Source organism: Qipengyuania aurantiaca (assembly GCF_019711375.1).
In the GTDB taxonomy this organism is placed as follows: Bacteria; Pseudomonadota; Alphaproteobacteria; order Sphingomonadales; family Sphingomonadaceae; genus Qipengyuania; species Qipengyuania aurantiaca.
Window position 1 is genome coordinate 1,197,680 of sequence record NZ_CP081295.1, and the last position, 23,204, is coordinate 1,220,883.

Genomic DNA, 23,204 nt, shown 5'->3' on the forward strand with positions numbered 1-23,204 from the left:
CTAGAAGGCGCCGATGTCGAAGGCGTCGAGCAGGCCCTCGCCATGGCGCGATGTCGCGGTGGTCGACTGGGTCAGCTCGTCGAGCAGGATGTCGCCGCCCGCTTCCAGATGCGTCACCATGAACTTCCAGTGGCGATAGGACAGGAAAATGAAGCCGAGGCCCAGCGTCAGCACCACGATCAGCGCATCGACGACGATGAGCTTGATCCAGTCCATGGTCGACGCCTCGAAGCCGAAATGGAGGTCCTTCCAATGGGTCGAACCGACCGCTTCGCGGTAGAACTTGGCGTAGTAGGCGACGGCGATGATGCCGAGGCCGATGTAGAAGAACAGCACCAGCGCAACGCCGATGGCCACCGCGCCCCACTGGGCGAATTGCTCCGAACCGAACCCGAATCCCGCCAGCGCACCCGTGACGCCGGCGATGATTGCGCCGATGAAGAACACGAAGGGCGACAGGTAGAAGAGCAGGAAGCGAGCGAAGACATTGCCCGAATCCGCGTCGGCGTCGAAGCGGTGGGGGCCGAAGCTCATCTTGCTCCAGCGCTCGTTCCACAGGCTGGTCATGGACCAGGGAATGGCGAGACCAAGCGGCAGGTAGCCGACAATGGTCTTCCACATATAGGAGACGCCGTAGCCCAGACCCTGATCGTCGCTGCCGCCGCGGATGCCGCGCCAGCGCGTGCGCGACAGGCGATAGCGCAGCGCGCGGAAGCGGGCGACCCCGGTGAGGTAGAAGATCGCAAGAATGGGCAGGATGCCGAGCACGGCTCCGGCCAGTTCGTATCCGCGCAGGATCAGCGCTTGCGACACGAACTGGATGCCGAAGACGGGAATGGCGAAGAGCAGCATGACAAGCAGGAAGCCGACGAACAGCTCCTTGCCGGTGCCGGTCCATTCCAGCCGTTCGTCGACGAAGCGCGTGTGCGACCAGAGATACTGGCGTTCGCGCGTTGTCGCCCAGAAGCGGTAGATGCCGAGCGTGACGATGGTCAGCAGCAGGTTCGGGACCGCAATCCGTGCGAAGTCCTTCCAATTGCCGTCGAAGCCGAAGGCGCTCTCGGCCTGAATATCTTCCTGGTACATAGTAATGGGCGACCCCCCAGTCGAATGTCGTGTAAAAATTCCCGTCCGGGTTCGACAATCGATAGGCGGGCCGCCCAAGTCAAGCGCTGCTGCACTCAGTCGCGCTGGAATATGTCCTCGATGGGCATTTCGAACACATCGGCGATGCGAAAGGCGAGCGGGAGCGAGGGATCGTAGCGCCCGGTCTCGATCGCGTTGACGCTCTGGCGCGAAACCTCGAGCCGGTCGGCCAGCTCCTGCTGGCTCCAATTGCGCTCCGCGCGCAGGACCTTGAGCCGGTTCTTCACAGCGAGCCCCATGTGCCGTGGGTGAGGCGGTTGGAAATCGCGCCGAGGAACTGGCCGCCGAAGAAAGCGACCGCGAACCAGTAGGCCGGGATATGCGGCACGACATCGCCTGTTTCCAGGAAGCCCCAGATGGTGGCGAAGCCGAGCGCAAAGCCGGTTGCGATCAGCGTCTGGCGCACGATGAGCATGCGCAGGAATTCGTCCTTCTCGTCGAGGATCAGGCGTCCGATGGCCCAGAACACGCCGCAGATGGCGAGGCCCGGCAGGACCGAGAGGCCGGCGCGCACGGCGAGCGAACGGTCCTCCCCGTCGAGCAGGCTGACCTGCAGCGCGATCACCACGAGATAGAGCGAGGAAAAGATCGCGACCCGCTTGATATAGAGCCGCTGCGCCTCCCCGCGCCCGCTGCAGGTGCTCTTGCGGCTGGCGGCGCGCATGGTCTGGAAGAACAGCGCGGCCGGCACGATCATGAGGATGAGCGTGGTCGTGGCGTTGATCGCGTCCGACAGGGCGAGCCCCATGACCATGCCGAAACTGGCGAAGGTCAGCCCGGCCCAGAGCGGCACGGATTGGCGGAACGTGCCGCCCTCCTGAGTGCTCATGCCTTGCTCTGCTTCAGTAGATTGCAGGACTTGCGATCACGCAGCCAGGCGCCGGGGAACAGGGCGAGAAGGAGAAAGGGCGAATAGTGCGCCACCTCCTCGGGCACGATTTCGAAAACGGCAAGCAGCGCGATTCCGATCATGGCTGAGGCGAGGAGGAGGGCTTTCGTGGTCTGAGTCATGGCAAGTGTCCTTTTCTTGATGTAAAGGGTATTTGTCATGAGTCGCTGGTTATGGCAAGCACGCTTTCCAAAACGGAGCGTGTCCTTGTCATTCGTCACATTCGTGCTTGTCACGGGACTGCCATCGGGCGCAGGCATGGCAGCCAAGAGGAGACCCGCATCCCATGTCCCAGACCGAACCGCCCGCATCCCCACGCCTGCCTGCCCTCGATCGCCGCAGCCTGCTCAGGGGCGGGCTTCTCGGCGGCGGTCTGTTCGCTGCGCCGCTGGCTGCGCAATTCGATCCGGGAGCGGCAGGCTTCACCCATGGCGTGGCGAGCGGCGAGCCGGGGCACGAGCGGGTGCTACTCTGGACGCGTTACAGGGCCGCGCAGGACGTGACGCTCACCTGGCAGGTGCTCAGCGCCGACGCCAACCGCCGCGTGGTGGCCGAAGGCGAGGTGGTGGCGTCGCCCGTCAACGACTGGTGCTGCAAGCCCTGGGCAGAAGGCCTTGCGCCGGGGCGGTGGTACTACTTCCGCTTCATCGCGCCCGATGGCACGACCTCCGATCTCGGTCGCACGCGCACGCTCCCTCGCGAGAATGTCTCGCGCTGGAAGATGGCGGTCTTCTCCTGTTCGAACCTCGGCTTCGGCTGGTTCAACGCCTATGCCCGCGCCGCTGAAACCAACCAGTTCGACTGTGTGCTGCATCTCGGCGACTATCTCTACGAATACCCGCAAGGCACCTATCCGGGCGAGCGGCAGACAGTCCGCAGCCGCGCCCCGCTCGACCCGCAATCCGAGGTCGTCGCGCTCGCCGATTACCGTGCGCGCTATGCGCAGTACCGCAGCGATCCGGACCTTCGCCGCATCCACCAGCTCTACCCGATGATCGCCGGCTGGGACGATCACGAAAGCAGCAACGACAGCTGGGAAGGCGGCGCGCAAAACCACCAGCCCGAGACCGAAGGTCCGTGGTCCGTCCGCAAGGCCGCGGCGATGAAAGCCTACCGCGAATGGATGCCCGTTTCCGACGAGCCCTGGGCCGAATACCAGGTTGGCGACCTTGCAACATTGTTCCGCTTGGAGACGCGTCTCTCGGATCGGTCGAAACAGTTTGATTACAACACTTTGCTGCGCAGCAATTTGCCTCCCGAAGAAGCCATCGCGCGGCTCGAAGCTTTCCGTGACGGCGATTATATCGACCCCTCGCGCGAGGTCTTGGGGATGCAGCAGCAGGCATGGCTTGCCGATGGGTTCAAGCGCTCGAAGGCAAGCGGCACCAAGTGGCAGGTGCTGGTGCAGCAGGTGCTCATGGGCAAGCTTGCCTCGGCCACTTCGATTACCGACACGCTGCCCGACAACACGCCGGACTACATCCGCGAGCGCGTCGTCGCGGGCGCGCTTGCGAGCCGGGCGGAGCTGCCCCTCAACATGGACGCATGGGACGGCTATCCCGCCGCCCGTGCCCGGCTGTTCGAAGCGGCGCTGGCGGCCGATGCCAACCTCGTCAGCCTTGCCGGAGACACGCACAACGCCTGGGCGTTCGACCTTGCGCACGAAGGCGCGAAGGTCGGGGTCGAATTCGGCGGACACTCGGTCACCTCGCCTGGGCTGGAAGGATATTTGCCCCATATTCCGCCCGAAACGGTCGCGGGTGCGCTCGTCGCACGCAATCCGGAACTGAAATGGATGAACGCTTCCAAGCGCGGCTACATGGCCATCGAGCTGACGCCGGGCGTTGTCCATTGCGACTACCATTTCATGCACGACGTGCGCAGCCGCAATGATGCGGTAAATCCCTCGCACCGCGTAACCGCCGTGCTCGACGCGCGCGAACTCACCGAACCTTGCACTTCGGACTGCGACGTCATATTCTGACCCGCATGACGCACGCGCGCATCACGACCACTACTACCACCACCCCGGTCCTCCGGGGGCGGATGCGCGCGGCCTAAGCGACGCACCGCCACCCGGTTTCGGGTGGCAGGCGTTTCCTCCCGAAATCGCGATTTTCTCCCAAACGCCGCTTCAAGCGCGTGGCTAGCTGTGCCATGGGCCTCGCAACGAAACGGATGAGACGATGACGGAACTTTTGAAGATCAGCCTGCCCGATGGTTCGGTGCGCGAAATGGAACCCGGCAGCACGCCCGCCGATGTCGCCGCCGCGATCGGCCCGGGTCTCGCCAAGGCCGCCATCGCCGCGCGCGTCGATGGTGAATTGCGCGATATCAATCGCCCCTTTGAAGGCGACGCCGAACTTGCTCTTGTCACCTCCCGCGACGAGGAAGACGCGCTCGAACTGGCGCGCCACGATTTCGCGCATGTGCTGGCCGAAGCGGTCCAGTCGCTCTTCCCCGGCACGCAGATCACCTTCGGCCCGGCGACGGACGACGGCTTCTACTACGACGTGAAGGCGCCCGACACGCGCGAGCCGTTCAGCATGGACGACCTCCCCGCGATCGAGGAGGAAATGCGCCGCATCATCAAGGCCGACAAGCCGCTGACGCGCGAGGTCTGGAGCCGCCAGCAGCTGATCGACAAGTGGGAGGCCGAAGGCGAGGTCTTCAAGGCCGAATGGGCCAAGGAACTTCCCGAAGGCGAGGAACTGACCGTCTATCGCAGCGGCGAAGACTGGCTCGACATGTGCCGCGGGCCGCACCTTGCCTCGACCGGCAAGCTCGATCCGCAGGCCTTCAAGCTGATGCGCGTCGCCGGGGCCTACTGGCGCGGCGACCAGAAGAATGCGCAGCTCACGCGCATCTACGGCACAGGCTGGCTCAACAAGAAGCAGCTCAATGCGCACCTGACGCGCCTCGAAGAGGCCGCCAAGCGCGACCATCGCAAGCTGGGCCGCGAGATGGACCTCTTCCACCTGCAGGAAGAGGCGCATGGCAGCGTCTTCTGGCATCCCAACGGCTACCGGATCTGGCGCGAGCTCGAAGCCTATATGCGCCGCAAGATGGACGGTGCGGGCTATCGCGAGATCAAGACGCCGCAACTGATGGACGTGCGCCAGTGGACCGCTTCGGGGCACTGGGGCAAATACGCAGAGAACATGTTCGCCGTCCCCGATATCGTGCCCGATGTGGACGATAGCGGCGCGGCCTCGGCCCATCCTAAGGTGGCGGACGATGCCGACTGGATGGCGATCAAGCCGATGAACTGCCCGGCGCATGTGCTGGTCTTCAAGCAGGGCATTACCTCCTATCGCGACCTCCCCATCCGCCTCGGCGAAATGGGTTGCTGCCACCGCAACGAACCGCATGGCGCGCTTCACGGGCTGATGCGCGTGCGCCAGTTCACGCAGGACGATGCGCATATCTTCTGCACCGAAAGCCAGGTGGTCGAAGAGGTCCGCGCCTTCTGCGAACTCGCCGACAGCATCTACAAGGATTTCGGCTTCACCTATCACGTCAAGCTCGCCCTGCGCCCCGAGAAGCGGTTCGGGAGCGAGGCGGACTGGGACAAAGCCGAACAGGAACTGCGCGACGCCGTGGCCGAAGCCGGCATGGCGAATGCAGACTATGGCTGGGAGGAACTGCCCGGCGAAGGCGCCTTCTACGCGCCCAAGCTCGAATGGCATCTCACCGACGCGATCGGCCGTACGTGGCAGGTCGGCACGATCCAGGGCGACCGCGTGCTGCCCGAACGTCTCGATGCGAGCTATGTCGGCGAAGACGGCGAGAAGCACCGCCCGGTCATGCTGCACCGTGCGATCTTCGGCAGCTACGAACGCTTCATCGGCATCCTGATCGAGCATTACGCCGGCCGTATGCCCGTGTGGCTCGCCCCGACGCAGGCGGTGGTCGCGACCATCGTCTCCGACGCCGACGATTACGCGAAGGAAGCGGTCGCGAAGCTCGAAGCGGCGGGCATTCGCGTGGCAAGCGATCTTCGCAACGAGAAGATCAACTACAAGGTGCGCGAACACAGCCACGCCAAGGTCCCGCACCTGCTGGTGGTCGGCAACCGCGAGGCCGAGGAAGGCACCGTCGCGGTGCGCACTCTGGGCCAGCAGCACCAGAAGGTGATGCCGCTCGAAGAAGCGATTGCGATGCTGAAGGCCGAGGCGACCCCGCCGGATTTGCGCGAAGGCTGAGAGCAGGACGGTGGCCCTGCTTGCGGGCTATTCCGTGGCGGCGATCGTCGCCGCCTTGCTCGCCGCCTTCGGCTCGGCCTTTGTGCGCGGGCTTACGGGGTTCGGGATGGCGATCCTGCTTGTGCCGGTGCTGGCGCTGGCGCTGACACCGGTCGATGCGGTGCTGTTGACGAACTTTCTGTCGGTTTTCATCGGGGTTTCGGAAATCCGGCGGTTGCTGCGCGGGGCGGAGAAATCGGCCTGGGCCATCATCGCGCTGGTGGCGGTGACGACGCCAGTCGGGCTTTACCTGCTCAGTCTTACCTCGCCAGCCATCGCGCGGGTGGTGATTGCGCTCATCGCCCTTTCGGCCTTCCTCGCCATCCTCCTGCCGCGCCTTAAGGCACTCGAGCATCATCCGGCAACGACCGGCGGGGTCGGCGTGCTCTCGGGCCTGATGACCGGCTATGCCGGAATGCCCGGCCCGCCGGTCGTGCCTTATTACGTCGGGCGCGATATCCCGCGCGAGACTGCCAAGGCCTCGATGCTGCTGATCTTCACCTGCGCTTCGACCACAGGCCTTGCCAGCGGGACGATACTCGGCCTGCTCGATTGGAGGCTGGCCTTGCTGGCGCTCCTGCTCTTCCCCGCCGTGCTGCTCGGCAATTGGCTGGGGAACAAGGCCTCGGGAAGCATCGAGGATCGCACCTGGCGGATCTGTGTTGGCGTAGTGCTCGGCGGGGCGGCGCTCGCAGCGCTATGGAAGGCGTTCGGTTAGATGCTGGGGTTGACCTATGAGGCGATCGGGATTGCGCTCCTAACCGCGCTTGCGGCAGGCTTCGTGCGCGGGCTTGCCGGCTTCGGCCTCTCCGTCGTCATCGTCCCCGTACTCGCGCTGACCATCGCGCCGAAGGAAGCGGTGCTGGTGGGCAATATCTCGCTCTTCCTCATCGGCCTGACCGACATCGGCCGCATTCGCCGCGAGGCCGATAGGTCGGCGATCCCGATCCTGCTGCTGGCCATTGCCTGCATGCCGCTCGGCCTGTGGGCGCTGGTGACGCTCAGCGCCGATTGGGCGCGGCTGCTGATCGCTCTGGTCTCGCTCGGTGCCTTTGTGCTGGTGGTTGTGCCGCTGGGCAAGATCGCCATGCCCCGCAAGCCCGCGATGGGGTTGTCGGGCTTCTTCACCGGCTTCTTCGGCGGCTTTGCCGGGATGCCGGGTCCGGGCATGGCGCCCTTCTACCTGCGCGGACGGCTGGAGCCGCGGGTAGCGCGCGCCTCGATGATGGCGATCTTTTTGGTCCTGACCCCGCTCAGCGCGATGCTCTTCGTGGCGCTCGGCGTGGGCGGAATGCGCGAGGTTCTGCTCGCGCTATTGCTCTTCCCCGCCGTGCTGGTGGGCGACCTCTTCGGCCACGCCGCCTTCGGCAAGGTGAGCGCGCGCCAATGGCAGGTCAGCGTGGCGCTGGTGTTGGGCAGTGCGGCGGCCGGAGCTGTGTGGAAGCTCCTGCAAGGGTAGGGTTTTCGCAAGGCAATCCCGCTATACTCCGTCCGGTAACGAGGGGTACGGGGTCGATGGACAGCACCATGGATATCGCGGCGCAGCGCCGGGACGAGGAAGACGCACGGCTGGTAACCGGCGCGGCGGACATCCTTGCCGGGATCGCCAGCCTGCTCGCGCTGATGACGCTGGGCGCCTTGCTCGGGGCGACCGGTCCCTTTGCCGGAGCCTTGATTGCCGCAGCCGCGACCGGTCTCGCTATCCCGCTGGTGAAGCAACGCAATTTCGCCTTCAGCGCGATCGTCCTCGCCGTGAGCGCAGCCTTCGGCGTGCTTATCGCCACGATTTTCCTCGAATTCGGGGCAGGCTTCGTGGTGGCGGGCTTCATGGCGTGGTTCTGGAAGACCTACCGCGTGCCCATCGCAGGCGCGCTTGTCGTGGCCGCGCCGGTGGCGACAATCCTCGGCCTGCGCAACGTGTTCGAAACCGCCTGGGGCGGCGGCGGACCGTGGGAGAGCCTTGTCGCGGGCATCGTGATGTTCGGCTTCGCCATGGCGGCCGACATGTCCGATCCCGAGCGCACCACCCGCCGGTCGGGCATCGGCTTCTGGCTCCACATCTTCGCCGCACCCTGCATCGTCCACGGCATCTTCCTCATCGGCGGTTTCCAGCCCGGTTTCGACCAGCCGGTGCAGGCCTTCCCGGTGCTCACCATTGTCGGCCTGCTGGCGCTGGTCGCGCTGGTGATCGACCGGCGTCCGCTGCTCGCGTCCAGCCTCGGCTATGTCGCCTTTGCGCTGGCCTCGCTGGGCGAGGGGCTGGCGATCGAGACGCGGCTGATCGCGGTGAGCCTGACGCTGGGCTTGGGCATCCTCGCACTGGCCGCGCTGTGGTCGCCTTTGCGGCGTGCTGCGCTGGTGCTGGTACCCGCCTCGCTCAAGGACAAGCTGCCCAGCGCCGGGGCAGTCATACCGCCGCCCAAGCCGGTGGCGAAGGAGACCCCGGCGGAAGAAGAGCCCGTCCGGCTCGTCTCCGGCTTTAACGACATTTTCGTGGTGATGGGCACGCTGCCGCTGTGCTTCGGCGCGTGGATACTTGCCGGTGTGTGGCTCTACAGTTCGGGCATCATTGTGCAGGGCGGGCTGGCCGCCGACTGGCTGCCCAAGTCGCTCGCCGCGCTGCTCATTCCAGGCGCGGTCGTCTGGGCGGTGTCCGAATTTTTCGTGCGTATCCGCCGCATGGCCTTTCCCGCCATCGTGCTGGCCGGACAATTCGCGACCGTCGCCTTCACCGCGGGCGTGCTGCTCGGCTATCTCGCCATCAATCCCGAAGGCCGCGACATGTCGGGCTTTCGCGACGGGATCGACCCCCTGGGCACGATCATCGCCTGCTGCGTCGCGGCGCTTCTCAACGTGCTCTTCGCGTGGCGCCACCGCGTGCCCTATGCGCTGGCGATGGCAGCGGCATCGCTGCTGCCGCTGTTCTTCATCGACTATCTGGCGAACACCGATCCGGCGAGCGCGCTTCCCGGACCGACCGAGACCGGCATCCGCATCCGCCTGCTGCTGGCCGGGGCCTGCGCCGCGGCGGTGGGCGTGTGGCTCGACCTGTCGGACCGCGAGCGGCGCACGCAAAGCTCGGACACGGCCTTCTGGCTCCATATGCTCGGCAGCCTGCTGCTGGTGCCGAACCTCTTCCACTTTGCGGCCAGTGGCGAGTTCGCTCTGGCCGGCGCGCTGGTGATCTTCCTCGGCATCGCGATGTTCGCGCTCGCGGTGGACCGGCGCGCGGGGCTGATCGTCGGCCTGCCCTTCCTTGCCTGGACGCTGGGCGACGTGTTCGACGGTTTCGGAGAGAGTGGCCTTGCGCTGCTGGCCTTCAGCGCGCTCGTGCTCTGGGCGGCGTTGAAGTGGCAGGAACTGCGCGCGAGCGTGTTCGCCTGGGTGAACCAGGACAGCGCGAGCGAAATCTAGAGAAGGGCGTCCTTTAAAAAGGAAGCGCAGGGCCGGCGAGGATCAGCGCGAAGCCGCAGCCCGTCACCACGGCGACGCGCAGCATCTCGCCCAGCGGAAGCGCTGGAGCGTGACTGCGTGCGAGAGCGATAGCCTTTGCCATGCCCCTATTCTCCGCTCCAATCCCTAACGAATCGTTAAATGCGCGCGCGGGCGGCGGGCATCTGCTGGCTGGCACAATGGAATCCGCCGCCCCCGGCAAGCACCGCATCGCCGCGAATCCCGATAGTGGCGCGGTCGGGGAAGAGATCGGCGATGGCCGCTACGCCTTCCTCGTCATAGGGGCTGCCGAAGGTCGGTACGACCACGAGATGGCTGGTGATGGCGAAGTTGGCGTAGCTTGCCGGTTCGATCCGGTCGCCGCTGGTGATGAGGCCGGGCGAGGGGATGCTTTGCACCACCACCCCTGCCTCTTCGGCGCGGGCCTTGGCGTCCTCGTAGATCGCGGCGTTCGGATCATCCGTGCCGGTCGCGCGCGGCAAGGCCAGCGTGTTCGCCCCGACGAAGCGCGCGAGATTGTCGACATGGCCGTCGGTGTGGTCGTTGATAAGGCCGTCGCCCAGCCACAGCACGCGGGTGAAGCCGAGGTTGGATTTCAGCCGCTCCTCAATTTCCTCGCGGGAAAGCTGCGGGTTGCGATTGGGATTGAGCAGGCATTGCTCGGTCGTGGCGACAAGGCCCGTGCCATCGCCGTCGATCGCCCCGCCTTCGAGTATCCAGTCGGCGACCTCCAGCGGAAGGCCGGCATCCTCGGACAGTTCAGCGCCGATGGTCTGGTCGCCCTCCATCAGATACTTGCCGCCCCAGCCGTTGAAGCCGAAGCGGTGCGCCATGCGGTGGCCGGTCGCATCGGTAAGCACCAGTGGACCGGTGTCGCGCAACCATACGTCGCCATATGCGCGCCGCTCAAGCTTCACAGAGCCACTGACGAGATCGCGCGCGCGCTGTTCGTTGGCGGCGTCGCGGACCAGCAGGCGGACCTCCTGCCCGCTCTCGGCCACGGCGTTGGCGAAGGCGGCGATCTGCTCCTGCGCGCGCGGCAGGACTTCGGGCCATTCGTCCGCATCGTGCGGGAAGCCGATCCACAGCCAGTCCTGGGGGGCCCATTCGGGCGGCATGGTCCATCGGGGCGCGTCGTTCATTGGGTGCGGTTAGGCCGGGGAGCGGAGGCTAGGCAACAAAAAAGGGGACACCGAAGTGCCCCCTTTCCGTGTGCGGTTGGCCGTTATCAGGCGTCGGCGCTCTCGCCCCGATCCTTCTCCGCGCCCTTGGACTTGGCACTGGCCGGAAGGGCTTTGGGCTCCTCCGTGGCTTCGGCCTTGTCCTCGACCTCGAACCCGCCGGTCTGCTCGGCCGGGCCCTTCACGAGGCTGTTCAGGCTCGAGCCGTCGAGGCCCAGTTCCTTCATCAGCCCGTCGAGCACCGGAGCCTGCGCACGGTAGGCAAGCGCTGCGCTGACCGCATCGGTCGCGAGATTGCCCGATCCGCCGACACTGGCTGCTCCGCCGGAGCCTCCCTTGCCGCCGCCATTGGTAAGGCCGTCGACCTGGACGATCTTGATGCTCTCGATTGCTTCCATCGGTTTGGCGCTTTCGCGCACCAGGTCCGGAAGCACCTTGAGCAGGGCCATCTTGGTCTGCAGGCTGATCTGGTCCGAGGACAGGATGTTCGCTGCCTCGTTGATCGCCTTCTGACCCGCTGCCTCGACTTCGAAGCGGACGCGTGCCGCTTCGGCCCGCAGCTTCTCGGCCTCGGCCTCACCCTGAGCTTCGAGGCGCAGCGCTTCGGCGCGGTTGGTGGCAGCGTCCTTCTCGGCCTCGGCTTCCACGCGGACGCTGATCGCGTCGCGCTCTGCCTGCTTCGAAGCCTCGATCAGCTCGATGCGCTTCTGACGCTCGGCGATCTCGGTTTCGCGGCTGGTCGAAACCTGCTCCTCGGCGGCGACCGCCTTGGCGCGGGCTTCGTCGGCTTCGGCCTTGGCCTGGCTTTCCTCGCGGCTCTTGTTCTGGACCGCGATCTGCTGCTCCTGCCGAGCGATTTCGAGCGCACGCTGCTGGTCGATCCGCGCCTCTTCGACGAGACGGTCGGCTTCGATCTGCTGTGCATCGACCTGCTTCTTCGCCTCGATCCGGGCCGCGTCGGCCTCGCGGCTGCGCTCTGCCTGTTCGCGGGCGATTTCAGAGGCCTGCGCGGCGCGGCGGATTTCCACCTCGCGCTCCTGCTGGAGGCGGGCGTATTCCTTGTCGCGCCCGATCTCGAAACTCTTGGCGTCCGCCTCGAGGTTCTTCGTCTCCATCTGCACGCGCGTGTCCTGCTCGATGTCGTTGCGCAGTTTCTTGCGCGCCTCGATCTGCTCGGTCAGCTTGGTGAGACCTTCGGCGTCGAAGGCGTTGTTGGCGTTGAAGTGCTCGATGCTCGTCTGGTCGAGTCCGGTCAGCGAGACCGATTCCAGTTCCAGGCCGTTCATGGCGAGGTCGTTCGACGACACCTGCTGCACCTTCTGGACGAAGTCGGCACGCTGTTCGTGCAGCTCGTTCATCGTCATGCCGGCCGCCACGCTGCGCAGCGCATCGACGAACTTGCCTTCGACGAGGTCCTTCAGCATTTCCGGCTGCATCGTGCGCTGGCCCAGCGTCTGCGCGGCCATGGCGATGGCCTCGCTATCGGGCTTAACGCGGACGTAGAATTCCGCCTTCACGTCGATCCGCAAGCGGTCGAGCGTGATGAGCGCTTCGCCATCGCGGCGGATGACCGAAAGCACCAGCGTGTTCATGTTTACCGGCATGGTTTCGTGGAAGATCGGAAACACGAGTGCGCCCCCGTTCATCACGACCTTTTCGCCGCCCACGCCGGTCCGCACGAAGGCGGTTTCCTTCGAGGCCCGTCGGTACATTTTGAGGAAAAACGTGATGATGATGAGCCCGATCAGGACCAGGCCACCGAACATCACGATCGACATATCTAAAAACCCTTCCATTGCTCCTCCTTATTGGTTGACTTGTGTTGGCGACAGGCGGCGCTCGGCCAGCGCGGTCGCGTAGAATTGATTGCCCTCGCGGCGGACGAGAAGGACCTCGTCGCCTTCGTGGAGTTCGGATGCGGCCTCGTGCGGTTCGACCATGACCCGGTGGGTCTGGCCGTGCACGTCCTTCACCCTTGCTCGGGCCGGCGATCCTGTGCGGGCCACCCCGATGCTGATCGTTGCCCGGCGGCCGACGAGGCTTTCGGTGCTGACAGCGGTCGTGTGGTCCTTGGGCAGGACGCGCCCCAGCGGACGGGCGAAGATGCCGGTCACGGGTAGCGCCGCGACCCCGGCGATCAGCGCGGCAAGCCAGCTGTATAGCGGACCTCCCGTCAGGCTCTGAGCAAGCTCCTGGATCGACAGGCCGATGCCCGCGAACAGGAACAGGAACAGCGCCAGCCAGATCGTCAGCGGGATGCGTCCGATGCCGAGCAGCGTGAGCAGCCCGTCGAACATCCCTGCATCGGGCAATCCGTCGCCGTCGGCGTCCAGGTCCACATCAGCGTCACCGAAATCGGCGATACCGATGAGCTGTATGACGGCGAGGACCAGCATTATGACGAGCGCGGCCGCAAACGGCATGTTGTGCGGCTCCAGCAATGTCATGATTTCCCCCTTTCTTGTGCGCAGGAAGACTCACTCCCGACTGTTGCCGAAAGCGGATCGTCCTACTGTTTTACTCATGTGGTTCACCTAGCAGAAATCCACGATGAGCCGTAGGAATATGCGACGAACCGAGTTCGATTTTCCCCGCAATTGCGCGGGTTTGACTTGGATCAGGGGAATTTCGACTTCAGGCGGGTGTGATGCGCAGCGGCAGCGTCTTGAGCCCGCCGACAAAGGTCGATTTGGCGCGCTTCGGCTCGCCCGCAAGTTCGACCGTCTCGATCCGGTCGAGCAGCGCTTCGAACAGGATACGCATCTCCAGCCGCGCGAGATGGAGGCCCAGGCACTGGTGTGCGCCCGCCCCGAAGGCGAGGTGGCGGTTGGGGCTGCGGCTGGCGTCGAAGGTGCGGGGGCTGTCGAATTGCGCGGGGTCGTGGTTGGCCGCGACGTAGTTGATCATCAGCCAGTCGCCCTTCGCGATTTGCTGGCCGCCGACCTCTGTGTCTTCGGCTGCGGTCCGCATGAAGTGCTGCACCGGGCTGGTCCAGCGGATCGCTTCCTCGACGATGCCGGGCAGGAGCGAGCGGTCCTCGCGCACCCGCGCCCATTGCTCGGGATCGCGCGCCAGTGCCAGCATCGCTCCCGCCGTGCTCGCGCTGGTGGTGTCATGCCCCGCAGCGGCGACGATGATGTAATAGCCCATCATGTCGCGATCATTGAGCGGCTCGCCGTCGACGGTGGCGTTGGCGATGGTGCTGGCGACATCGTCGGTCGGGTTCGCGCGCTTTTCTGCCGTGAGCCCCGCAAAATAAGCCTCGAAGTCCTTCACCGCGCCCGCGACCAGCTTGGTGATAGCCTCGGGCGGCAAATCCTTCATGCCCGACTGGTTGAGGTCTTCGTCCTGCCCACCGAACATCTGCTGGGTCAGCATGAGCATCCGCGGCTCGTCCTCCTCGGGCACGCCGAGAATCTGCATCACGACGTGGAGCGGATAGGGCTGCGAGACGAGCTTGCAGAAGTCGGCCGTGTCCCCGGCCTCGATCAGCCGGTCGACCGTCCTGACGGCGAGCGCCCGGATTTCATCCTCGAGCCGCCGCAGGTTCTTGGGCATGAACCATTCTTGCGTCAGCTTGCGATACTTCATGTGGATTGGCGCGTCGAAGGTGACGAGGCTGGCCACCATGTGCGGGCTGCCGCCGGTCAGGTTCTTGGCGAACTCGATCCCCTCGGTGAGGCTGAAGACGACCGTCTGCGGGTTGTTGAGGAAGGTCGCGTTGTCCTTCGAGATGCGCATGACATCGTCATAGCGCGTGACCAGCCAGAATGGCGGGTGACGGCCCTCGGGGTCCTCCACCCACGCGACGGGAGTATCCTCCCGCAGGCGATCGAATGTGTCGAGCAGCGGGTCCCAGCCGGCGTAGCTTTCGGGCGAGATCACTTCGTAAGCGGTCTCCGGATCCAGACGCGGCTTCGCTGCGCTCGCCATCACGCCTGCTCCGTCTCTTCTTCCGCCTTGCGTTGGTATTCGTCGCGCAATTCGCGCTTGTAGAGCTTGCCGTTAGCCTCGCGCGGGAGTGCGGGGCGGAAGTCGAACAGCTTGGGCATTTTCACCTTGGAGAGGTTCGGCGCGAGGAAGTCGCGCAGCTCCGCCTCCAGCGCCTCGCCCGCTTCTCCCATGTCCATCGGCTGGACCACGGCGACGACCTTCTCGCCGAAGTCGGGACAGGGCGCGCCGATTACCGCGGCGTCCATCACCTTGTCGTGGGTGACGAGGAGGTTCTCGATCTCCTGCGGGTAGATGTTGACCCCGCCCGAGATGATCATGTGGCTCTTGCGGTCGGTGAGGTAGAGATAGCCGTCCTCATCGACATGTCCGATGTCGCCCAGCGTCATCCAGCCCTTCTCATGCATGGCGTCGGCGGTTTTTTCGGGATCGTTGTGATAGGTCGGGATGGTCTCGTTCTCGAAGAACAGGAGGCCGTCCTGCCCCGCCTCCAGTTCTTCGCCCTCGGGGCCGCAGACGTGGATCGTGCCGTGGATCGCCTTGCCGACGCTGCCGGGATGCTCCAGCCAGTCCGCCGCCTTGATCAGCGTCATGCCGATGCCCTCGGACCCGGCGTAATATTCGTTGATGATCGGGCCCCACCATTCGATCATTTCGCGCTTGATCGGGACGGGGCAGGGCGCGGCGGCGTGGAGCGCGCGCTGGTGGCTGGAAAGATCGTGGCCTTCGCGCTCTTCGGGTTCGAGCTTGAGCATGCGCACGTAATGGGTCGGCACCCACTGGCTGTCGGTCACGCGGTATTTCTCGATCGTTTCGAGCGCGTGGACGGGGTCGAACTTTTCCATCACGACTACGGTTCCGCCCAGGCGGTGCGCCGTCGTGCACCAGCCCAGCGGCGCGGCGTGATAGAGCGGCGCGGGCGAGAGATAGACCATGCTGCCATCGGCGGGCATGCCGGCGCCCATCACGGCGAGTCCGACGAGCGGGTTCACCGCAAGAATGTCGTCGCTGTCGGGCGGTGCGGGCCGCACGCCCTTGGGCGCGCCGGTCGTGCCGGAAGAGTAGAGCATATACTGGCCCGGCGCCTGGTCGGCGATCGGCTCGGAGGGCTGCGCGTTCAGAGCCGCTTCGTAATCACTCTCGCCGTTGCCGCCGATGACCAGCGTATCGATACCGGCACAGGCGGAACGGATGTCGTCCAGCCGGTCATCGAAATAGGTGCTGGTAATCAGCAGCTTCACCCCGGCATCCTTGAGGATGTAGCAGATCTCCGGCGCGGTGAGGCGGGTGGAGACGGGGACCATCATCGTGCCCGCACGCTGCGAACCCCAGACGATGGGGAGATAGTGGATCGAGTTTTCCAAGAGGACACCGAAATGGTCACCGTGCTTCAGCCCTCGCGCACGCAGCAATTGGGCGAAGCGGTTGGCGTAGGCGTCCATCTCTCCATAGGTCAGCGTCTCGCCGCTGCCGGACATGATAATGGCGGGATGGTCGGGGCGCGCCTCGGCGTGCGTAATCGGATGCATTGCAGCTCCTCTCTCCTCCCGGCGGTCCTCGCTTGTGGGACTCGTCCGGTTGCAGGGAGAAACCTACCTGTCAGGACCGCATGGGCAAGGGAAAAGGAGAAGCGGCCAACCAGCGCGCACGAAAAAAGGCGGCCGGGTCAGACCCGCCGCCTCTTTCTCGATCCCGAAAGGCCAGTGGCCCGTTTTTGCTTATTCCTCGTCGTGACCGCCCTGGCCACCGTCACCCATGGCGAGAGCGAAGGCGCGCTGCGCTTCCGATTCGACCATGTAGGGAACCGGGTTCACGGCCTGGCCGTCGATGCGGACTTCGTAGTGCAGGTGCGGACCGGTCGAACGGCCGGTCGAACCGACGTAACCGATGAGATCGCCCTTTTCGACCCAGGTGCCGTCAGCCACAGCGATGCGCGACATGTGGGCGTAGCGCGTCTGGATGCGGGCGCCATGTTCGATCGAGACGAAGTTGCCGTAGCTGGAGAAGCGTTCGGCCTTCGACACGAAACCGTCGGCGGTGGCGTAGATCGGCGTGCCGGTCGGCGCGGCGAGATCAACGCCCTTGTGGCCGAGGCGACGCTTGAGAACGGGGTGGGTGCGCATACCGTAATCGCTGGTCATGCGGGCGTCTTCGAGCGGCATGCGAGAAGGCACCGAAACCTGCGGGCGGGCCACAGCTGCGGCGGGCTGGCTGGGGTTTTCCCAACGGGCGAACAGTTCGGTGAACTGCGTGTCATCGCCTTCCGCAGCGGGGCTGGCGACCTTCGACATGTCGATTGCGCCCACGGCAGGTACGGCGTTGGTTTCCGCCTGCGCCGGAGCGGCAGCGATGCTCATGCCGGCGATAGCCATGGTGAAGGCAAGCGTTGCGCGCTTGATGATCATGTCGAACCCGTCCATCCGACCCGGTAACCCGGGCCTCTTGTCCCAGACCGAAGAGGCGTCCCGGCCTGCTTCGGTCTTTATTTCGTCTCCGCCGGAACCCCCCGGCATTTCGTGAGTATGGGTTATGACCGAAAAGGTTAATCACGCAATACCAGCGTAGAAGTCCCGCGACAGACCGGCTGCCGAACGCGCCGAGTCGTTGAACGGCGGCTTCAGAGTCCCGGAAAAGTACAGTTTCACCAAATTCTGCCATGATTCCGGCGGGTTCTCGCCGCGGCCGGCGCAAACTGCGCGAAAATGCTTGGCTCCGAAGGCGACATGCCGGATTTCGTCGTCAAGGATTCGTTGCAGGATTCTCGCCCCGTTTTCATCGCCTTGCGAACGAATCCGCTCGAGCGTCGCGGGCGTGACGTCGAGGCCTCTTGCTTCCAGCACCATGGGAACGATCGCAAGCCGCGCGGCGACGTCGTGAGCGGTGTCTTGCGCCGCGCTCCACAGCCCGTCGTGTGCAGGCAACGCTCCGTAGTACGAGCCCAGCGAATCGAGTTTTCGCTCCAGCAAGGCGAAGTGCATCGCTTCGTCTGCGGCGACGGAAAGGAAATCGGAAACAAAGGCTTGGCCCATCGATTCGCCGAATCGCCCGGCCATGTCGAGCGCGAGATCGATGGCGACAAACTCGATATGGGCGAGCGCGTGCCACAGGGCGATACGTCCCTTCTCGCTGCCGCCCTTCCCGCGCCGCGGCATGTCGCGCGGCAGCCGCAGATCGAGGTCCTCGGGCCAGGCGGGACGATCCGGCATGGTGCAGTCGAAGGCGGAATCGAGTTTTCCCATGCGCCAGTCGCGCGCAAGCTTGCGGGTGGCGAAGACCTTGGCGGTCTTGTCACCGGTCAGCAGGCACTCGCGAATGGCGCAGGAGACAGACTTCACGCGCCGCGCGCCGCCTCGAGCACCTCCTCGGCATGGCCCTTCACGCGCACCTTGGGCCAGACGCGCAGGATCGTGCCGTCCTCGCCGAGCAAATAGGTCGAGCGGATCATGCCCATATAGGTGCGCCCGTAGTTCTTTTTTTCGCCCCACACGCCGAGCGTATCCGATAGACCGTTCTCTTCGGCATCGGTGGCAAGTTCGACAGTGAGGTCGTGCTTGGCGATGAAGTTCTGGTGCTTCTTCGCCGAATCCTTGCTTACCCCAATCAGGCGCGTGCCCGCCTTCTCGAACTCCTGCTTTAGCGCGGTGAAGTCCTTCGCCTCGGTGGTGCAACCGGGCGTGTTGTCCTTGGGGTAGAAGAAGATTACCGCCTTGCGGCCCGCGAGGTCGGCCTTGGTCAGCGTACCGCCATCGGGGGTTTCCATGGTGAAATCGGGGAAGGCGTCGCCTTCGGAATAGGTCGTCATCAGTCCAGCTCCAGTGTTTCGCCGAATAGGGCCTGCCAGCGTTGTGCCACCTGCCGCTGCGCATCGGAGAAGCGGCCTAGCAGCGATGCGAAGTCCGCTTCCTCGCACAGCCGCGCAAGGATCGCCTGCGGGGCCTCGCCCGGAATCGCAAGATCGGGGGCAAGGAGGCGCGTACCCACCAGCAGGCGGGTCATCAAGTCGTGCGCTTCGGCAAGGCCTTCGAGGTCGGGAAGTTCCTTCAAAGCTTCTTCGATACGCGGGGCCAGCCCCTTGCGATCGCGCAGCTGCAGGAAGTGCACGAGGAATTCGAGATCGACCAGCCCGCCGCGCAGGAGCTTGGCGTCGAGCGGACCCTTGGCCGGTTTGTGCGCCGCCATTTCGCCGCGCATTTTGAGCAGGGCCGCACGCAGTTCAACCTGATCGCGCGGGCGGCTCAGCACCTTGGCGAGCACCGCGTCGATCGCCCGCCGCGCGTCCTCGCTTCCCGTGAGTGCGCGCGCGCGGGTCAACGCCATGTGCTCCCAGGTCCAGGCGTCTTCCAGCTGATAGCGCTCGAAGCTCTCGAGGCTCACCGCGAGCGGCCCCTGCGCGCCCTGCGGCCTCAACCGCGTGTCGACCTCGTAAAGCGCGCCTTCGGCCGTCGGCACCGAGAGCGCGGCGCTGACCCGCTGGGCAAGGCGATTGAAGTAAAGCGTCGCGCCGAGCGGGCGTTCGCCGTCGCTGGTTGCCTCGTGGCTTCCGGTGAAGAGATAGACGATGTCGAGATCGGAGGCGTAGGTCAGCATCCCTCCACCCAGTCGCCCGAGGCCGAGCACGACCAGCTCGGATCCCGCTATCCGCCCGTGCCGCGACGCGAACTCCTCCTCGGCGGCCGCTTGCGCCGTTTCCAGCGCCGCCTCGGCCACGCGCGACAAGGCAGCGGCGATATCGAGCGGGTCCTGCGCCGCCTCGATCACCTGCACACCCAGCGCGAAACGCGTCTCGCCGGTCACGATACGGATGCGGTCGAGCCGGTCCTCATATGTGTCGCCGCGCTCGCCCCGGCGCATGGCTGCGGCAAGGTCCTGACGACTGCCCGGCAAGTCGAGCGCACTGCGGTCGATCAGCGTGTCGAGCAGGTCGGGTCGCCGGGCGATGGCGTCGGCGAGCGGGGGCGCAAGTGTGAGGCAGTCGGCCACCAATTGCAGCAAGCCGGGCCGCGCCTCGAGCAGGCGGAAGAGATTGATCGCGCTCGTCATACGCTCGAGCAGGCTTTCCCACCGTGCCACCGCGCGAGCCGGTTCGGGCGAAGCGGCGAGCGAGCGCTGCAGCTTGGGGCGGATGGCCTCGAAGGCGGAGAGCGCGGCGGTGCTGCGCAAGGGCGAATAGCGCCCGTCGGTCCACTGGCTCACGCGCTCGGCCAAATCGGGCGCAAGCTGCGCCTTCTTCGACGCGGACGCGAGATGCGGAGTGTCGGCGGGGACGGATATCTTGTCCTCCGCCAGCAGCGCGTCGTAACGTGACGCCACTGGCGCGGTCAGCTTGGTGATGTGATCGAGCCATGCCGCGCCATCGGCAAAACCGTCGAGCCGTGCGGCATTGTCGAGCGCTTCGCCCGAAGGCAGCGTATGCGTCTGCTGGTCGGCGACCATCTGCAAGCGGTGCTCGATCCGCCGCAATCCTTCGTAGCTCGCGCCCAGTACCGCCGCGTCGTCGGCCCCGATGCGCCCCGTCGCGGCCAGCGCGTCGAGCGCGGCACGGGTGCGCTTGTTGCGCAGCGAGGGATCGCGGCCGCCGTGGATCAACTGGTGCGTCTGGGCGAAGAACTCCATCTCGCGAATGCCGCCGCGCCCCAGCTTCACATTGTAACCGGGAGCCGGTTCGCGCGGCCCACTCTGCTTTTCGCGGATCCGGCGGGTGAGGCGGCGGACTTCGTCGATCGCCCCGAAGTCGAGGCTGCGGCGCCATACGAAGGGGCGGATGTGGTCGAGGAAGGCCTCGCCCACCGCGATGTCGCCGGCGCAGGCGCGCGCGCGGATGAAAGCGGCCCGCTCCCAGGCGAGGGCGGAGCTTTCGTAATGGGTGATCGCCGCGTCGAGCGGGATGGCGAGCGGGCTGACCTCGCTGGCCGGACGCAGCCGCAGGTCGACGCGGAAAACGTAGCCCTCGCTGGTGACTTCGGACAGCAGGCGCACGATCTCGCGGGCATAACGCTGCGCGGCTTCCCCCGGCTCATCGCGCTCGCGGCGGGGAAGCGTTTCGGGATTGTAGAGCAGGATCGGGTCGATGTCGGAGGAATAGTTGAGTTCGCCCGCCCCGTGCTTGCCGAGCGCAAGGCCGATCATCCCGTCGGGCGAAGCGCCCTCCACCCGCCGCGAGATGGCCGCCGCTATCGCCAGGTGCAGCGCCCGGTCGGCGAAGAGCGAGAGTTCGCGCATTACCTTGTCGAGCTCGAAGGCTCCGGCAAGATCGCCGATCGCCAGCACGAGACCGAGAGCGCGCTTCTCTCGCCGCAGGGCCAAGCCGGTGTCCTCGATACTCTCGCCCGCCGCCTTGGCGAGCGCCAGAGCGGCCTCGCCATCGCCCGCCTCCAGCAGGGCGGTGATCTCGCCCAGCCGCTCCAGCCCCCGTTTGAGGAAGGGCGCGTGGTCGCGCGCGCGGCTCAGGGCGTGGGTCCAGTCGGCCTCCATAACGGAGGCTGTGCCGAAGGCCGCCAGCCCGCGCAAGCTTGCGTGTTGGCCGTGAGGGGTGCAACAAGCGCCGCCACGGACTTACAGCAAACGAGAGGTTGCCCCCCACATGATCCGCACCACACTGCTTGCCGCGACGGCCCTGATGCTCGCCGGCTGCAACACGCAAGTCGAGGAGACGAGCTCGCAGGCCGGTCTCGACATTCCCGATGTCGCCAGCGGCGATATCTCCGAAGAAACGATGAAGTCGGTCACTGAACGCCTGTCCTCGGACGAGTTCGAAGGCCGCATGCCCGGCACCAAGGGCGAGGAACTGACCGTCGCGCTCCTCACCGAGCGCTTCAAGGCCGCCGGTCTCGAACCGGGCAACAATGGCAGCTGGACCCAGCGCGTCCCCCTGGTCGAAATCACCGGCAAGGACTTCGCCCCGCTGACCATTTCGGGCGGCGATGAGGACATGAGCTTCGATTATGCCAGCGAATGGGTTGGCGTGACCTATCGCGAAGACGCGAAGACCAGCCTCGAAGATAGCGAACTTGTGTTCGTGGGCTACGGCATTAACGCCCCCGAGCGCGGCTGGAACGATTACGAAGGGATCGACATGGCGGGCAAGACCGCTGTCATCCTCGTCAACGATGCCGATTTCGGCACCGAAAGCCTCGAAGGCCCGTTCAACGGCAAGGCCATGACCTATTACGGCCGCTGGACCTACAAATACGAAGAGGCCGCCGCACAGGGCGCTGCCGGCGCGCTGATCATCCACGATACCGAGCCGGCCTCCTATGGCTGGAACGTCGTCGAAAGCAGCTGGTCGGGCCCGCAGGCCTATGCCCAGCGCGGCGAAAACGCGGTGCCTCTGACACAGGTCAACGGCTGGGTGCAGAACGAGGTCGGTCGCCAGATCCTCGAAGCGGCCGGCAAGGATGCGGACAAGCTGATGGCCGATGCCAAGAAGAAGGGCTTCAAGCCGGTGCCGCTCGGCCTCACGGCGTCGACCAGCTTTTCTAACGATATCCGTACATTCGAATCGCAGAACGTGATTGGCGTGCTGCCCGGTAGCGAGGCACCGGAGGAATACGTCCTCCACACAGCCCATTGGGACCATCTCGGGCGCTGCACTCCGGCACCCGACGGCGACGATATCTGCAACGGCGCGGTCGACAACGCGACCGGGACCGCCGCCCTCGTTGCTCTGGCCGAAGCGCATGCCAAGGCCGGGCCGACCCGCCGCAGCCAGGTCTTCCTTGCCGTGACGGCCGAGGAATCGGGCCTGCTGGGCGCAGACTACTACGCCGCCAACCCGGTCTTCCCGCTCGACAAGACGGTCGGTGGCATCAACATGGACGCCTTCCTGATCGCCGGGCCGAGCAAGGACGTGACCGTGGTGGGGCCCGGCAAGTCGCAGCTCGACCAATTCCTCGAAGCCGCGCTCGAGGCCGATGGCCGTGTCTCGACGCCCAACCCCAACCCGGAAGCGGGCTATTACTATCGCAGCGATCACTTCGCCTTCGCCAAGCGCGGCGTGCCGATGCTTTATGTCGACGGCGGCGAAGACCTCGTCGAAGGCGGCACCGAAGCGGGCGCCAAGGTCGCCAAGGACTATCGCGACAACCGCTATCACGGGCCCAAGGACGAATACGATCCGAATTGGGATTGGTCGGGTGTGATGGCCGATCTGCAGTTGTTCTACCGTCTCGGCCGCATGCTCGGCATGAGCACCAGCTGGCCTAACTGGAACGAAGGCGACGAGTTCAAGGCCACGCGCGACGAAACCTGCGCGGGCGAGGGTGCTGCTTGCGGCACCGCTGCTGCGGCTGAATGACTGAGGTTCGCCTGACCCAAATAGAAAGGGCCGGTTCGCCACATGGC

20 protein-coding genes are annotated in these 23,204 nt (G+C 65.5%); 6 read left to right on the forward strand and 14 right to left on the reverse strand.

What is annotated here, in order from left to right; translation table 11 throughout:
• From K3148_RS05915 to K3148_RS05930, 4 genes are all read right to left on the reverse strand, one after another.
• A complete protein-coding gene (locus K3148_RS05915; RefSeq protein WP_221426376.1) occupies nucleotides 1-1,086 on the reverse strand; it encodes a YjgN family protein in 1,086 nt (361 codons plus the stop codon).
• Between the two features lie 95 nt (nucleotides 1,087-1,181).
• A complete protein-coding gene (locus K3148_RS05920) occupies nucleotides 1,182-1,373 on the reverse strand; it encodes a helix-turn-helix transcriptional regulator (RefSeq protein WP_247711658.1) in 192 nt (63 codons plus the stop codon).
• Nucleotides 1,370-1,975, reverse strand: coding sequence for a hypothetical protein (locus K3148_RS05925; protein ID WP_221426378.1), 606 nt, complete (start codon nucleotides 1,973-1,975; stop codon nucleotides 1,370-1,372). Before K3148_RS05925 ends, K3148_RS05920 begins: the two co-directional genes overlap by 4 nt.
• Nucleotides 1,972-2,157 (reverse strand): hypothetical protein, encoded by a 186-nt coding sequence (locus tag K3148_RS05930; RefSeq protein WP_221426379.1) that lies wholly within the window; start codon nucleotides 2,155-2,157, stop codon nucleotides 1,972-1,974. Before K3148_RS05930 ends, K3148_RS05925 begins: the two co-directional genes overlap by 4 nt.
• A 164-nt stretch (nucleotides 2,158-2,321) precedes the next feature.
• Between K3148_RS05930 and K3148_RS05935 the strand changes: the two genes are divergently transcribed.
• The 5 genes from K3148_RS05935 (at nucleotide 2,322) to K3148_RS05955 (ending at nucleotide 9,693) form a co-directional block, all read left to right on the forward strand.
• Nucleotides 2,322-4,019 carry an alkaline phosphatase D family protein gene (locus K3148_RS05935; protein ID WP_221426380.1) on the forward strand — a complete coding sequence of 566 codons (1,698 nt, stop codon included), beginning with the start codon at nucleotides 2,322-2,324 and terminating at the stop codon, nucleotides 4,017-4,019.
• A 202-nt stretch (nucleotides 4,020-4,221) separates the two neighbouring features.
• The gene (gene thrS, locus K3148_RS05940; RefSeq protein WP_221426381.1) at nucleotides 4,222-6,240 is read left to right on the forward strand and encodes a threonine--tRNA ligase; all 2,019 of its coding nucleotides are present in this window, start codon (nucleotides 4,222-4,224) and stop codon (nucleotides 6,238-6,240) included.
• 10 nt (nucleotides 6,241-6,250) lie between these two features.
• Complete coding sequence (locus K3148_RS05945; RefSeq protein WP_221426382.1) at nucleotides 6,251-6,997, forward strand: sulfite exporter TauE/SafE family protein; 747 nt, start codon at nucleotides 6,251-6,253, stop codon at nucleotides 6,995-6,997.
• Nucleotides 6,998-7,738, forward strand: coding sequence for a sulfite exporter TauE/SafE family protein (locus K3148_RS05950; RefSeq protein ID WP_221426383.1), 741 nt, complete (start codon nucleotides 6,998-7,000; stop codon nucleotides 7,736-7,738).
• 56 nt (nucleotides 7,739-7,794) lie between these two features.
• Nucleotides 7,795-9,693 carry a hypothetical protein gene (locus K3148_RS05955; RefSeq protein ID WP_221426384.1) on the forward strand — a complete coding sequence of 633 codons (1,899 nt, stop codon included), beginning with the start codon at nucleotides 7,795-7,797 and terminating at the stop codon, nucleotides 9,691-9,693.
• Between the two features lie 13 nt (nucleotides 9,694-9,706).
• Here K3148_RS05955 and K3148_RS13955 read toward each other — a convergent pair whose 3' ends face one another.
• From K3148_RS13955 to glnE, 10 genes are all read right to left on the reverse strand, one after another.
• Nucleotides 9,707-9,835 (reverse strand): hypothetical protein, encoded by a 129-nt coding sequence (locus tag K3148_RS13955; RefSeq protein WP_282099613.1) that lies wholly within the window; start codon nucleotides 9,833-9,835, stop codon nucleotides 9,707-9,709.
• Nucleotides 9,836-9,869: 34 nt separating this feature from the next.
• The gene (locus K3148_RS05960) at nucleotides 9,870-10,874 is read right to left on the reverse strand and encodes an agmatine deiminase family protein (RefSeq protein WP_221426385.1); all 1,005 of its coding nucleotides are present in this window, start codon (nucleotides 10,872-10,874) and stop codon (nucleotides 9,870-9,872) included.
• A gap of 86 nt (nucleotides 10,875-10,960) precedes the next feature.
• Entirely contained in the window at nucleotides 10,961-12,679 is a 1,719-nt protein-coding gene (locus K3148_RS05965; RefSeq protein WP_425594657.1) for a flotillin family protein, read from the reverse strand.
• A 39-nt stretch (nucleotides 12,680-12,718) separates the two neighbouring features.
• A complete protein-coding gene (locus tag K3148_RS05970) occupies nucleotides 12,719-13,360 on the reverse strand; it encodes a YqiJ family protein (RefSeq protein ID WP_221426387.1) in 642 nt (213 codons plus the stop codon).
• A gap of 187 nt (nucleotides 13,361-13,547) precedes the next feature.
• Nucleotides 13,548-14,846, reverse strand: coding sequence for a cytochrome P450 (locus K3148_RS05975; protein ID WP_221426388.1), 1,299 nt, complete (start codon nucleotides 14,844-14,846; stop codon nucleotides 13,548-13,550).
• Nucleotides 14,846-16,393, reverse strand: a complete 1,548-nt coding sequence (locus tag K3148_RS05980) for an acyl-CoA synthetase (RefSeq protein WP_221426389.1) — start codon at nucleotides 16,391-16,393, stop codon at nucleotides 14,846-14,848. Before K3148_RS05980 ends, K3148_RS05975 begins: the two co-directional genes overlap by 1 nt.
• A 189-nt stretch (nucleotides 16,394-16,582) precedes the next feature.
• On the reverse strand, nucleotides 16,583-17,269 hold the full coding sequence (locus tag K3148_RS05985) for a M23 family metallopeptidase (RefSeq protein WP_247711659.1): 687 nt from the start codon (nucleotides 17,267-17,269) through the stop codon (nucleotides 16,583-16,585).
• A 141-nt stretch (nucleotides 17,270-17,410) separates the two neighbouring features.
• Complete coding sequence (locus tag K3148_RS05990; RefSeq protein WP_221426391.1) at nucleotides 17,411-18,199, reverse strand: ferritin-like domain-containing protein; 789 nt, start codon at nucleotides 18,197-18,199, stop codon at nucleotides 17,411-17,413.
• Complete coding sequence (locus tag K3148_RS05995; RefSeq protein ID WP_221426392.1) at nucleotides 18,196-18,666, reverse strand: peroxiredoxin; 471 nt, start codon at nucleotides 18,664-18,666, stop codon at nucleotides 18,196-18,198. Before K3148_RS05995 ends, K3148_RS05990 begins: the two co-directional genes overlap by 4 nt.
• The gene (glnE, locus tag K3148_RS06000) at nucleotides 18,666-21,335 is read right to left on the reverse strand and encodes a bifunctional [glutamate--ammonia ligase]-adenylyl-L-tyrosine phosphorylase/[glutamate--ammonia-ligase] adenylyltransferase (RefSeq protein WP_221426393.1); all 2,670 of its coding nucleotides are present in this window, start codon (nucleotides 21,333-21,335) and stop codon (nucleotides 18,666-18,668) included. Before glnE ends, K3148_RS05995 begins: the two co-directional genes overlap by 1 nt.
• A 109-nt stretch (nucleotides 21,336-21,444) precedes the next feature.
• Here glnE and K3148_RS06005 point away from each other — a divergent pair, with 109 nt between their 5' ends.
• Nucleotides 21,445-23,157 (forward strand): M28 family metallopeptidase, encoded by a 1,713-nt coding sequence (locus tag K3148_RS06005; protein ID WP_221426394.1) that lies wholly within the window; start codon nucleotides 21,445-21,447, stop codon nucleotides 23,155-23,157.
• Nucleotides 23,158-23,204: the final 47 nt, after the last annotated feature.